General features: G+C 71.4%; 10 protein-coding genes. 3 read left to right on the forward strand and 7 right to left on the reverse strand.

Features of this window, described 5'->3' with window-relative positions:
• Window positions 1–3 precede the first annotated feature (3 nt).
• Both LPA41_RS12205 and LPA41_RS12210 read right to left on the reverse strand, forming a co-directional pair.
• Window positions 4–1,284 carry a TRAP transporter large permease gene (locus tag LPA41_RS12205; RefSeq protein ID WP_229070240.1) on the reverse strand — a complete coding sequence of 427 codons (1,281 nt, stop codon included), beginning with the start codon at window positions 1,282–1,284 and terminating at the stop codon, window positions 4–6.
• A complete protein-coding gene (locus tag LPA41_RS12210) occupies window positions 1,281–1,808 on the reverse strand; it encodes a TRAP transporter small permease (RefSeq protein WP_229070241.1) in 528 nt (175 codons plus the stop codon). Before LPA41_RS12210 ends, LPA41_RS12205 begins: the two co-directional genes overlap by 4 nt.
• Before the next feature lie 269 nt (window positions 1,809–2,077).
• Between LPA41_RS12210 and LPA41_RS42950 the strand changes: the two genes are divergently transcribed.
• Window positions 2,078–2,887 carry an IclR family transcriptional regulator gene (locus LPA41_RS42950; protein WP_229070242.1) on the forward strand — a complete coding sequence of 270 codons (810 nt, stop codon included), beginning with the start codon at window positions 2,078–2,080 and terminating at the stop codon, window positions 2,885–2,887.
• 11 nt (window positions 2,888–2,898) lie between these two features.
• Here LPA41_RS42950 and LPA41_RS12220 read toward each other — a convergent pair whose 3' ends face one another.
• The 4 genes from LPA41_RS12220 to LPA41_RS12235 are packed head-to-tail and all read right to left on the reverse strand — an operon-like array spanning window position 2,899 to window position 7,691.
• Window positions 2,899–3,948 (reverse strand): Gfo/Idh/MocA family protein, encoded by a 1,050-nt coding sequence (locus LPA41_RS12220; RefSeq protein WP_229070243.1) that lies wholly within the window; start codon window positions 3,946–3,948, stop codon window positions 2,899–2,901.
• Window positions 3,939–4,397 carry a type II 3-dehydroquinate dehydratase gene (locus LPA41_RS12225; RefSeq protein WP_229070244.1) on the reverse strand — a complete coding sequence of 153 codons (459 nt, stop codon included), beginning with the start codon at window positions 4,395–4,397 and terminating at the stop codon, window positions 3,939–3,941. The genes LPA41_RS12220 and LPA41_RS12225 overlap by 10 nt, the downstream gene beginning before the upstream one ends.
• A gap of 49 nt (window positions 4,398–4,446) precedes the next feature.
• Entirely contained in the window at window positions 4,447–6,204 is a 1,758-nt protein-coding gene (locus LPA41_RS12230) for a thiamine pyrophosphate-binding protein (protein ID WP_229070245.1), read from the reverse strand.
• A complete protein-coding gene (locus LPA41_RS12235) occupies window positions 6,201–7,691 on the reverse strand; it encodes an aldehyde dehydrogenase family protein (RefSeq protein WP_229070246.1) in 1,491 nt (496 codons plus the stop codon). The genes LPA41_RS12230 and LPA41_RS12235 overlap by 4 nt, the downstream gene beginning before the upstream one ends.
• A gap of 201 nt (window positions 7,692–7,892) precedes the next feature.
• Between LPA41_RS12235 and LPA41_RS12240 the strand changes: the two genes are divergently transcribed.
• Window positions 7,893–9,071, forward strand: a complete 1,179-nt coding sequence (locus LPA41_RS12240; protein WP_229070247.1) for a CaiB/BaiF CoA-transferase family protein — start codon at window positions 7,893–7,895, stop codon at window positions 9,069–9,071.
• Window positions 9,068–9,880: a citryl-CoA lyase gene (locus LPA41_RS12245; RefSeq protein WP_229070248.1), complete on the forward strand. Its 813-nt coding sequence runs from the start codon at window positions 9,068–9,070 to the stop codon at window positions 9,878–9,880. The genes LPA41_RS12240 and LPA41_RS12245 overlap by 4 nt, the downstream gene beginning before the upstream one ends.
• 137 nt (window positions 9,881–10,017) lie before the next feature.
• Here the strand turns inward: LPA41_RS12245 and LPA41_RS12250 are convergent, their stop codons facing one another.
• A complete protein-coding gene (locus LPA41_RS12250; RefSeq protein WP_229070249.1) occupies window positions 10,018–12,798 on the reverse strand; it encodes a TIM barrel protein in 2,781 nt (926 codons plus the stop codon).
• Between the last annotated feature and the right edge of the window lie 167 nt (window positions 12,799–12,965).

The raw sequence follows: 12,965 nt of genomic DNA on the forward strand, positions 1-12,965 counted from the left end.
GGGTCAGAAGCCGAGGAGGCCGGGTAGCCAGAGCACGAGGCCGGGCAGCGCGGTGACCAGGATCAGCACGGCGACCAGGGGTATGAGGAACGGGGCGACGCCGCGGAACACGACGTCGACCGGTTTGCCGATGACGGAGCTGGTGATGTACAGGACGCTTCCCACGGGTGGGGTCAGCAGGCCGATCATCAGATTGATGATCATGACGACGCCGAAGTAGATGGGATCGACGCCGAGGTCGAGGGCGATCGGCAGCAAGACCGGCACCGTCACTAGGATGATCGCGGTGGCGTCGATCAGTGCGCCGAGGATCAGCAGGATGATGTTGACCAGGATCATGAAGACCCACGGGCTCTCCGTGACGGCCGTGAGGTACTCGGCGATGTTCCGGGAGACGTGGGCCCGGGTGAGGATCAGGCCCAGCAGCGCGGCCGCACCGAGGATCAGGGTGATGCCGGCGGTGATGACCGCGGTCTCACGCAGTGCCTGCAGCAGCAGCCGCGGTGTCGCGGAACGATAGATCAGGCCGAGCACGAGCATGTAGAGAACCGCGACGGCGGCCGCCTCGGTGGGTGTGAAGGTGCCGGACAGGATGCCACCCAGCAGGATCACCGGCGTCAGCAACGGGCCGACGGCGCCCACTGCGGCACGGGTGAACCGGCCGCGGTCGAACGGCACCGAGCCGAACTGCGGCCGTCGCATCGTCCAGAGCAGGATGTAGACGCACAGGCCGGCAGCCATGGCGAACGCCGGAAGGACGGACGCGGCGAACAGGGCACCGGTGGACACGGTCGCGGTCGCGGCGTAGATGACCGCGGGGATGCTCGGCGGCATCACCGGGCTGATGAGCGACGACGAGGCGGTGAGCCCGGCAGCGAATCCGGCGGGATAGCCGGCTTTGACCATCGCCGGGATCTGCATCTTGCCCAGGCCGGCCACGTCGGCGAGCGCGGAGCCGCTCATCCAGGAGAAACCGACCGCGGAACCGACGTTGACGTACGCCAGGTTGCCGCGCAGCCGACCGAGAGCGGCGAGGCAGAACTCGTAGAGCCGGTCGGCGATGCCGAGCCGGTTCGCCAGCACGCCGACCAGGATGAACAGGGGGACGGCCAGCAGCGGGAAGCTGTTGAGACCGTCGAAGGTGGTCTTCAGGGCGAAACCTGCGGAGCGGCCGTCGGCGAGCGCGTACCACAGGCTGGGGCCGATGAAGGCGAGGCCGACCGGCACCCGGATGAACAGCAGCAGAGCGATGATCGCGCCGACCATCCACAGTTCGAGGATCATCTCGCCTCCGCCGCGTCGAAAGGCACGTCGTCACGGTTGGCGGTGAAGACCCGCACGAAGGCCCGCACGGTGCCGGAGGCGAAGCCGAGCATCGGGATTGCGTAGAGCGTCCAGATCGGGATGCCCAGTGCGGCGGTCGTCCGCGTGGGGTAGGCCTGGATCAGCTTCCAGGCCTCCCAGACGAGCACCGCGCAGATCAGGCCGGTCACCGCGGCGGACACGGCTTTGACCACGACGAAGGCCCGCCCTTTGACCAGGTAGTCGATGACCTGGATGGTGATGTGGCCGTTGTTGCCGATCAGGTAGCCCACCATGATGAAGGTCAGCACGATCAGCGAATAGTTGGCGAGCTCACTGACGCCGGGCCAGTTGAGCGCCGGCACGTACCGGCTGATCACTTGCCAGAGCACGCTGACGAAGATCGTCGTCAGCGCGAGGCAGGCGATCCACAGCTCGCCCGCCGCCCAGACGCGCAGGACTCTCGGCTCACGCCACTGCCGATCCGGCTCGGGACGGGTGGTCAACAATGCGCCCTCGCTCTCAGGTGGATGTCTGTCGCGACACGAGGTGCCACGGGATGTGCGATCTCGACGCTCTACGACTATCCGCCAGCCGGACCTGATAGACCACTGTGCGGACTAGCTGTAAAGTACGGGCGGCCCCCGCTCCTGGCAAGGGATCGAGCCCGGACCGTTACGCACAGGTGAAAGGCGAGCCCCGCGAGCGAGAATGGTGGCGAGGCAGGAAGGATGGTCGGCGGACCATTCCCGGGACCCGAGGAGAGTGCACAACCGTGGACGCGCCCCCCACCCGCAATTCCGCGGCCAAGCCGTCCGCGGCGGAGGCCGTCGATCAGCAGGGGGTGCGAAGCGTCCAGCGGGCGCTGGGCATCCTCGGCCTGCTGACCGATGACCGGCCCACCGTCTCCGTCCGCACCATCGTGGAGGAGACCGGCCTGGCCAAGACCACGGTGCTGCGGCTGGTGTCGACCCTGGAGCAGAGCGGCCTGCTCTGGGCCACCGGCAACGGGTACATGGCGGGACCGGGCCTCTGGCGGTGGGCGCATCTGGCCCGGCGCAGCTGGGAGCTGCCGCCCGAGACGCAGCGCGAGATGCGTGAGCTGGCCGCGCGCCGGCGCGAGACCGTGAACATGTACGTGGTCCGCGACATCTACCGGGTCTGCGTCGCCCAGCAGGAGAGTCCGCAGCCGCTGCGGCACGTCGTCCAGGTCGGCGACGAGCTGCCGATGTGGGCGGGCGCCTCCTCGAAGGTCCTGTTGCGCGACGCCGCCGATGGGCTTCTGGAGCGCATCGCCAAGCAGTCGCCGCACGGCCCGGAGCACGCGGCGACGATGCGCGAGTGGATCGACGAGACGGCCACCAAGGGGTACGGCGAGAGCCACGGTGAGCGCGAGGCCGGGCTGTCCGCCGTGGCCGTTCCCATTCTTGGCCGGTCCGGCAGTGTCGTGGCCGCGCTGGCGCTGAGCGGGCCCACCGTCCGCTTCACCCCCGACCAGGTCGCCGCGTTCGCCGCCGACCTGCGGCAGATGGCCTCGCAGATGGCCGACCGGGGGTTCGACAGCCCCTTCGGCAGCGGCGGCTGACCCGTCCCCCGTCACGATGCCAGCTCCACGGCCGCACCGGTGCGCGACGACGCGTAGACCGCCTCCACGATCGCCAGCGATCGCAGCGCGTCGCGACCGGTCACCGCCGGTTCCCGGTCCTCGCGCAGCGCCGCGACGAAGTCGGCGATCTGCTGGGCGTGGTACGGCGCGAGGTGGTCGTGGATCTCCGCCAGCCCGATGTCGAAGGTCCCGCCGGCGGCGTACGCCTCGCTGAACGTCTCCTCACCGGGCAGGGTCCACAGGTCGGTGAAGCCGACCCCCTCGGGGAACTCCATCACGCTCGCCGTCCGGCCGCGGGCGTCGCTCACCCACACCTGCGCGCCGAGGCCGGGCTGGAACGTGGTGCCGGCCTGGACCGTGGCGACCGCACCGGAGGCGAACTCGACGATCGCGGCAGCGGTGTCCTCCACCTCGATGACGTCCTGCCGGGCGAGGGTGGCGCACCGGCCGGTCACCCGCCTCGCCGGGCCCATGAACCACTGGAGCAGGTCGATGTGGTGGATCACCTGGGTCATCAGGACCCCGCCACCCTCCGTCGCCCGGCGACCGCGCCACGGCTCGGCCCGGTAGTAGTCAGTTCCCCGGTTGAGGCGGGCCACGACGCCACCGCAGATCGGCGGGCCGAGTCGCCCGTCGTCGATCGCCGCCCGGATGCGCGCCGCCGCCGGCCAGAACCGGCGCTGGAACAGGACCCCGAACCGCACCCCGGCGGCAGCGGTGGCGGCGATCATCCGCTCGCCCTGCTCGACCCGCAGCGCTATCGGTTTCTCGCAGAGCACGTGGGTGCCGTGCCGGGCCGCGGCGAGCACCCCGGCCTCGTGTTCGGCGTGCGGGGTGCAGATCGTGACCGCGTCGAGGCCGCTCGCGAGCATCCGGTCCAGGTCACCGAAGAACCGGTCGACGCCGTGTTCGGCCGCGAACGCCCGGGCCCGTCCGATGTCGACGTCGGCCACCGCGGCCACCTGGACGCCCTCGACACCGCGCAGGGCGGTCACGTGGTTCCGCGCGATCCGGCCGCAGCCGGCGATCCCTATCCGCACGGCCGGCCACCCGCGGCGAGGTGGGTGGCGAGCCCGCGCATCGCGATCTCGTAGACCTCCGCGCCGAAGCCCGCCAGGAAACCCCACGCGGCGGCCGCGGTCAGCAGGTCACGGTAGAGCGGTTCCCGGGCGAACACGTTGGTGAGGTGCACCTCGACGACCGGCCTGTCGAGCATCCGCAACGCGTCGTAGAGGGCGACGGAGCGGGTGGACAGGCCGGCCGGGTTGACGACGACCGCGGCCCCTTCGTCGTAGGCCCGGTGAACCCAGTCGACGAGCTGGCCTTCGGCGTTGGACTGGGCGAAGAACAGGTCGAAGCCGAGTTCCTCGGCGAGCACCCGGCATCGCTTCTCGATGGCGGGCAGCGTCACCCGGCCGTACAGCTGCGGTTCGCGCCGGCCGAGCATGTTGAGATTGGGACCGTTGAGGATGAACAACCGCTCCGCCACGGACGGCCTCGCCTTCCGGCGCCGGCGACGGGAGCCGGCGCCTCGGGGGTCACTCGAAGATGCCCTGGTAGATGTCCTTGATGTTCCAGTGCCCCGGCGTCGGCACCGGTTCGTTGACCATCGGCACGTCGATGACCGCCGGTCGGCGCGCGGCGAGGGCGGCACGCAGGGCGTCGCCGAAGTCGCCGGCGCTGGACAGGGCATAGCCGTCGGCGCCGCAGGCCCGGCCCAGTGCGGCGAAGTCCGGGCTGTACGGTTCGCCGTCCGGACCGGTGAAGTCGCAGCCGTAGCTCTGCCCGAAGTTGGCGGCCTGCAGGTCGCTGATGGTGCCGTGGGACCCGTTGTTCATCACCACGAAGATGACCGGGGCACCCTGCTCGACGGCCATCGGCAGGGCCGGGAGCTGGGCGCTCATGCCGCCGTCGCCGATCAGGGCGACCACGGTACGGTCGGGCTGGGCGATCTGGACACCGACGGCCGCCGCCGGGCCGAAGCCCATCGTCGAGGCGCCACCCGGCGTGATGAACCGCCCCTCGTCCGGCAGTTCGTAGCACTGCGCGACACCGTTCTTGTTCCAGCCCACGTCGGTGACCAGGACCGCGTCGGTGGGCAGGATCGCCCGCAGGTCGGTGAGGATGCGTTCCGGGCGCAGCGGGAAATTGTCACTGGTGCCCCGTTCGCGGCTGTCGGTGAACAGGGTGCGACGGGTGGCGGTGATGGTCTCGCGCAGCTCCGGGGAATGCCGGGGCTGCGGGTGCCGGGCGCGCACGGCGGTGTCGATCGCCTGGACGGCGTGGGTGATGTCGGCGACCGCGCCGAGGTCGACCGGGTAGTTGCGGCCGATCTCGGCGGGGTCGATGTCGATCTGGATCAGCTTGCCGGGCGGGAACTGCCAGGTGTAGCGCGAGTCCCAGGAGCTGGCGTCGGTCTCGGCGAAGCGGGTGGCCAGGGCGAGGACCACGTCGGCCTCGCGGGTGTACGCGTTCGTCAGCTCCAGACCCCAGAAACCCGGCATGCCGAGCAGCAGGGGGTGACTGTCCGGCAGGGTGCCCTTGGCCATCAGCGAGTGGACCACCGGGATGTCGAGGTGCTCGACCAACGACCGCAACGCGTCCAGGCCGGTGCCGCGGCGCAGTCCGCCGCCGAGGTAGACGAGGGGTTTGCGGGCGGCGAGCAGCGTCTCGGCGATGCGGTCCGCGACGTCGGCGGGCAGACCGGGGCGTTGCGGTACGGCCAGCGGGTACGCGCTGCCGGTCTCGGCGGGCACGGGACGGGAGAAGTGGTCCATCGGCACGCTGAGCAGCACCGCCCCCGGCCGCCCGGACGCCGCGGTCCAGAAGGCGCGTTCGGTGAACCGGGCCAGGTCGGCGGCCCGGTGCACCTGCCAGGCGCGCTTGACGAACGGCCGGTAGATGGCGGTCTGGTCGGCGTCGGCGTGCAGGTTCACCTCCTGATGCGGGTGCCGGCCGTGGTAGTAGGACGGGATGTCGCCGGCGATGGCCACCAGCGGCACCGAGTCGAGGGCCGCGGTGAGTACCCCGGTGACCCCGTTGGTCAGGCCCGGACCGACATGCATGAGCACCACGCCGGTGCGGCCGCTGGCCCGGGCGTACCCGTCGGCGGCGTGCGCGGCGGCCTGCTCGTGGCGGGCGATGACGAACCGGATGCTGCTGCGCCGGATCGCGTCGAGCAGCGCGATGTTGGTGTGCCCACAGGTGCCGAAGATGTACTCGACACCGTACGACTCGAGCTGGCTGACCATCGCCTCGGCGGCGGTCACGGTCTTCTCGTCCGATCCGACGGTCATCGGGCGTCCTCCTGGTCGCCGAAGAGGGAGATGCCGCGCAGCATCAAGGTCTTGACGACGGTGTAATCGTCGATCATCCAGCGCGGGGCTTCGCGGCCGAATCCGGAGTCCTTGACCCCGCCGAACGGGACGTGGTCGAGCCGGTAGTTCGAGGACCCGTTCACGATCAGCCCGCCCACCTCGAGCTCGCGCCAGGCGGTGACGATGCGGCGCATGTCGTGCGTGAACAGCCCGGCCTGCAAGCCGTAGCGGCTGTCGTTGCACGTGGTCAGCACGTCGTCGAAGTCGTCGAAGGGCCGGACCGCGACGGCGGCGCCGAACACCTCCTCGCGGACGAGACGGGCGTCCGGCGGCGGGGAGGCGACGACCGTCGGGATGACGGTGGCGCCGTCGCGGCGGCCGCCGGTGGTGATGGTCGCGCCGGCGTCCGCCGCCTCGTGCGCCCACGAGACGACACGTTCGGCCGCGTCGTCGTCGACCATCGAGCCGACGTCGGTGGCCGCGTCGAGGGGGTCGCCGACGTTCAGTTTCTCGACCGCGAGGGTGAACGCGTCGAGGAACTCCTGGTAGCGGCTGCGGTGCACGTAGACGCGCTGCACCGAGATGCAGCTCTGCCCGGAGTTGCTGTAACCGGTGGCGGCGCAGATGCGGGCGGCGGCGGCGATGTCGGCGTCCTCGCAGACGATGGTGGCGGCGTTGCCGCCGAGCTCCAGCACCAGGCGTTTGGCTCCGGCCGCGCGGGCCACCGCCGCACCGGTCCCGGGGCTGCCGGTGAAGCTGATGACGCCGACCTCGGGTGCGGCGCTCAGCGCCGCGCCGACCGGGCCGCCACCGTGCAGGACCTGGACTGCCTCCGGCGGCATCCCGGCGTCGAGCAGCAGCCGCACCACCGCCGCGGACGACGCCGGAGCCTGCGGCGGCGGTTTCACGATCGTCGTGTTGCCGGCCGCGAACGACGCGGCGAGTTTGTGGGCGAGCAGGTTGGCCGGCGCGTTGAACGGGGTGATCGCGAGAGCGACACCGACCGGGGCGCGGTAGGTGAGGGCGGTGTTGCCGACGCCGCGGGCCCAGCCCGCGACCGGCAGGACCTCCCCGCCGACACGGCGGGCCTCGGCGGCGGAGACCGCGAAGGTGTCGGCGACCCGGTCGATCTCACCGCGGCCGTCCTTGACCGGCTTGCCCAGTTCCAGCGCGAGCAGCCGGGCCAGCTCGTCGCGGCGGGCCAGCGCCTCGGCGGCGGCACGTTCCAGCACGCCGGCGCGGGCCGCGGGCGACATCCGGGCGACCGCCTTGGCGCCTCGGCGCGCATAGCCCAGCGCGGTCTCGACGTCGCGCTCGTCGGCCTGCCGGGCGGTGCTGACGACGGACCGGGTCCACGGGCCGACGCGGTCCGCCTGCCGCCCGTCGCTCACCCACTCGCCGGCGATCAGGCATCCGACCGCTGTCGACGCGTCCTCCGGGACGGCACGGCCAGGACTGTCAGTCATCGGCACCCCTCCGAGCATGGTGGTCAATCCGCCTGGTAGTTCATATGGACCACTCTGTGGACTAGGTGTAACGTACGGGCCGCGGAGACCCCTGGCAATGGCTGGCTCCGCGGTTGTTTCGGGGAAGTGAAAAACGCACTGATCCGCCGCCTGACCGCCATGCCGGGCTGCTCGCCCGATGACGACCGAGGGGCACGTCTCATGGATGACGACCGACCGTTGCACGGCGTCCGGGTGCTGGACCTGACAAATGTCCTGGCCGGCCCGTACTGCAGCTATCACCTGATGCTTCTCGGCGCGGAGGTCGTCAAGATCGAAAGGCCCGGTGACGGCGATCTGGCCCGCAGGCTGGGTCCGGAGCCAGGGCTGAACCGGGCGGCCGTCGGCGCCTCCTTCCTCGCCCAGAACGCGGGGAAGAAGTCCGTCGAACTCGACCTCAAGGACACCGCCGACCGCGCGACCTTCGAGACGCTGCTCGACGACGCCGATGTCCTGCTGGAGAACTTCCGGGCCGGTGTCCTGAGCCGGATCGGATACGGCTGGGAAGTGCTGCACCGGATCAACCCGCGCCTGGTGTACTGCGCCATCTCCGGTTTCGGGCAGACCGGGCCGATGCGCGAGGCGCCCGCGTACGACCAGATCATTCAAGGCCTGTCCGGGATGATGAGCGTCACCGGCACACCGGAGACCGCCCCCCTGCGGGTCGGATTCCCGGTCTCCGACACCATCGGCGGTCTGGTCGCCGCCATGACGATCGCGGCGGCACTGGCCGGGCGGTCGAGGACCGGCACCGGCGTGTGCCTGGACGTCTCCATGCTGGAGACCTCGCTGTCCGCGATGGGATGGGCCGCATCGAACTTCCTGGTCAGCGGCGTCCCGCCGGAGCCGATGGGCGACCAGAACGCCACCGCCGCGCCCTCGGGCACCTTCCACGCCGCCGACGGACCGCTCAACATCGCCGCCAACCGGCAGGAACAGTTCGAGACTCTCTGCCGGCTCATCGAGCGCCCTGACCTGATCGGCGACAGGCGATTCGCCGACCGGGAGGCGCGCAAACAGCACCGCGCGGCACTCAACGACGAGATCAACACAGCGCTGCGCGGCCGGCGCGCCGTCGAGTGGGAACGCACCCTGTCGGCAGCCGGCGTGCCGGCGGCCCGCATACTCACCGTCCCGCAGGCGATGGAACTCGACCAGCTGAAAGCCCGCGGCTTCCTCACCGACCTGGAGTTTCCCGGCGACCCGGACCGGACGTTGCGGGTGACCGGCAACGGGGTGCTGGTCAACGGCGAGGCCCTGCGCCCCCGGACACCGCCACCACTGCTCGGCCAGCACAACGACGAGTTCAAGACCACTGCGGACGAGGTGACGGCGCCATGAGCCAGGACCGGCCCGAACCGACCGTCCGGGACGTGTCCGACTGGTGGGCGACGAGCGTCTCCCGCATCGAACCCAACCGCATCGAACTGCGCGGGCACCCGGTCCAGGACCTGATCGGCTCGATCAGCTTCCCCGGGATCATCTGGCTCATGCTGCGCGGCGAGACCGCCACACCGGGCCAGGAGCGGCTGCTCGAAGCGGCCCTCGTCTCCTCCGTGGACCACGGCCCGCACGCGCCGTCCATCGCGGTGGCCCGGATGGCCGCGACCTGCGGCATCGGCCTCAACAACGCCGTGGCGACGGGCGTCAACCTGCTCGGTGACGTGCACGGCGGCGCCGGCGAACAGTGCATGGCACTGCTGGACGACGTACGACGCCTGCACCAGGACGGCACCGACCTCCCCGCGGCCGCGGCGGCGACCGTGGACTCCTGGCGGGCCCGCTCGAAATACCTGCCCGGCTTCGGGCACCGGTTCCACACCGTGGACCCCCGCCGCGACCCGCTGCTCGCCCAGGTGCGGCAGGCCGTCGCCGACGGCGTCGTCGACGGCTCCTACCTGCGCGCCGCCCACGCCGTCGAGCAGGTTCTCGCGGCCGGCCGCACCCGGCCCGTGCCGATCAACATCGACGGCTGCACCGCCGTCGTCTACGCCGAGCTGGGCTTCCCGCCGCCACTGGCCCGGGGGCTGTTCGTCCTGAGCCGCAGCGTCGGCATCCTCGCCCACGCCTGGGAGGAGACCGGGCAGGGCCGCCGCAACAAGGGCCCGATGCCGCCGTCCATCCTGCCCACCTTCACCGACGGCGCCTGACCCGGCCCACGCACCCGGCGCATCGCGGCCGGCCCAGTCACAGCGCATCGCGGCCGGCCCCGTCACGGCGCATCACGGCCGGCCCCGTCACGGCGCATCACGGCCGGCCCGGTCATGGCGCGACGCCGCTTGCCCGGTCACGCCGCATCGGCCGGTTCGCCGCTCGCCGGCACGCCGTCGAGGCGGCGGCGCGCCGCCGCGACCGCCAGCCGGGCATGCTCCTTCGCCCCGATCTGCGCCACCAGCTGCGCCCGGGGGATCTCCAAGGCGTACGGGACACCGGGCGGCAGAGCGGCCAGGATCCCGTCGACGTCGATGCCGCCGTCGCCCGGGTAGAGCCGCTCGAACCGCGCCGTGTGGATGAGCTCCTCCCTGGTGGGCGGCACACCCGGCGGCGCGTCACAGACGTGGGCGAAGTGGAACCACTCGGCCGGCAGCTCCCGCAGATCGGCCACGCTGGAGCCGGAGCGGGCGAAGTGCAGCAGGTCGATCAGGATGCCGGCGTTGGGCTGATCCGCCGACCGCAGAACCCGGGTCGCCTCGGTGAGATCCGGTGTCTCGGTCCACGAGGGGAACTCCAGATCCATGGTGAGGCCGAGCGGACGGGCCAGCTGGCACAGTTGCGCGTACCGGTCGATCTTGCGGTTGCGGTCCGGGTCGGGCAGCTGGACGATGACGTGGCGCGCGCCGAGCTCCGCGCCCGCCTCCAGGAAACGCTCGAAGTCGCGCGGGTCCTGGTCGGGGCCGATCCTGGCCAGTTCGATGTCCAGCACCTCGACCCCGGTGGCCGCCAGGCGCACCTTCGTCGTGCGCATCAGCGCGGGATCGGTGGCCAGCGGATAGTGCGGCTCGACCGGCGTCACCCGGGTCAGACGCAGGCCCACGTACCGGTAACCGGCGTCGGCGGCGGCCTCGACCAGTTCCGGTGGGGACAGGCTCAACGCCGTCAGGTGCGCGAGTGAGTAGTCGTGCTCACGACCGTACGCCCGCTCGGGGGTGTCCCTGAGTCGCCGCAGGCGGCGTTGCCGGTGCGCGGCCATCCGCACCGGTGCGCTGCTCGCCGCGCCGTAGCCGGCGTAGTCGCCGATGCGCTGCACCACCTCGAAGAAGAGCCGCGAGCCCAGCATCTCGGTGTAGAAGTGCAGGTACTCCCCGCCCTCGTCGCAGTCGTAGAGGATGGAGTGCTCGCGCAGCGTCGCCAGCAGCTCCGGCTCCGGGGCGAGCCGGGCGTCGAGGTCGTCGTAATAGTTCTGCGGGATGCGCAGCACCGGTGCGCCGAGCTCGCGCATGGCCTTGGCGGCGGCGATCACGTCACCGCTGGCGAACGCGATGTGCTGCGGGCTCGGCACCGCCGGCGCCCAGGAGCCGCGGCGCAGCGGTGCCGTGTTGAGAGTGATCCGCACGGTGCGCCAGGTGTCGACGGCGGACCGGCTGCGGAGCAGGCCGAAGGGTGCGGCGAGTTCCGTGGTCGGGCCGGCGTGCAGGCCCAGCACCGTGCGGTAGAAGAGCGCTACCTGGTCGAAGTCGTCCACCGGCTCGGTGAGCGCGATGTGATCGGTTCCGGTCACCAGACCCTCGGTGCGTGTCTCCCCGCCGGTGGTCTCGAAGTCGGCCAGCCAGCCGTTGCCGCCGGCGCCGGCGCGGCAGAAGAAGACCGCCGTCCCGTCCGGGGCGGCAACCGAACTGAGCTCGGCCTCCTCCGGTTGACGCACCCGGGGCAGGACCGGGGCGAGCAGCCGGTCGGCACGTTCGGCCGAGCTCGCGGGATCGCTGCTCTCCAGCCCGAGCGCGCAGATCGCCGCCGTGCCCGGCGGCACCGTCCGCTGCGACGCGAAGTTGAGCAGGATCCGGGCGTCGCCCTGCTGCCACAACTGCACCGGCTTGGAGCGGTGCTGCCCGGTGCGGGTGAAGCCGAGCGCGGTCAGGGTCCCGGCGACGACCGGGCCGGACACCTCGTCGACCGCCAGCTCGGTGAACATGTGACCGCCGAGACGCGGTGCCGGGGGCAGACCCGGTGCCCGCAGCCGCCGCCGCGCGACGGGTGGGCCGCCGGCGCTCACCGACTCCTGCAGGGCGAGCAGCGAACGCATCCCGTCGATGGCGGCGTGCCGGGGGTCGGCCTGGCGGTAGACGTCGTTGAACACCTCGAGCGAGAGCGGGCCGGCATAGCCGGTGGCCAGTACGTGACTCACGAAGCCGGTCAGGTCGAACGAACCCAGGCCGGGAAAGAGCCGGTGGTGCCGGCTCCACTCCACGGTGTCCATCTTCAACCGGGGTGCGTCGGCCAGTTGCAGGTGGAACACCTTCGCGCCGGGCACCACCCGGATCCCGGCCGGGTCGTCGCCCCGGGACAGCACGTGGAAACTGTCCAGGCACAGGCCGAGGGCGGGGTGGTCGGCGCGGCGCACGATCCGCCACGCGTGGGCGTACGTGTTCACGAAACGGCCCCAGACCAGTGGCTCGTACGCGATGCGCAGCCCGCGGGCGGCGGCCCGCTCGGCCAGCTCCCGCAACTGCTCGGCGGCGAGTTCGTCGTCGTCGACTGCCTCGGCCGACTCCGACGACGCGACGAGCATCGTGGCGGCACCGAGTTGTTCCAGGATGCCGAGTTTGTGGTCCGCGCGGCGCAGGTTCGCCCGGAACGTGTCCGGGGCGACCGCCTCGAAGTCGCGGAACGGCTGGTAGAGGTCGATGCTCAGGCCACGGCGTACGCATTCCTGGCCGACCCGCGCCGGTGACCACGCCGACGCGATGAGGTCACTCTCGAAGATCTCGACCCCGTGGAAGCCGGCTGCCGCGGCGGCCGCGAGCTTGTCCTCCAGCGTTCCGGACAGGCAGGCGGTGGCGATCGTCAGGTGTGGTGCGGCGGACGGTGTGACGGCCCGCCGTCGAGCAGCATCATGATCAGCGATGAGCATGGTGCACTGCCTTCCTCGATGGCTGCGCCCGGCTGCGAGGCCGGGCTCAGCGATGCGCCGACGGGACGACGGAAGGTGTACGCCGCCGACGGCCCCGCACCACAGGCGTTGCCATCGGCGGCAATGTATGTACTAGTTAGTTAGTTATACGCGCCGAGCGCCGGAGG

Source organism: Actinoplanes sp. DH11 (assembly GCF_020873875.1).
GTDB lineage: Bacteria > Actinomycetota > Actinomycetes > Mycobacteriales > Micromonosporaceae > Actinoplanes.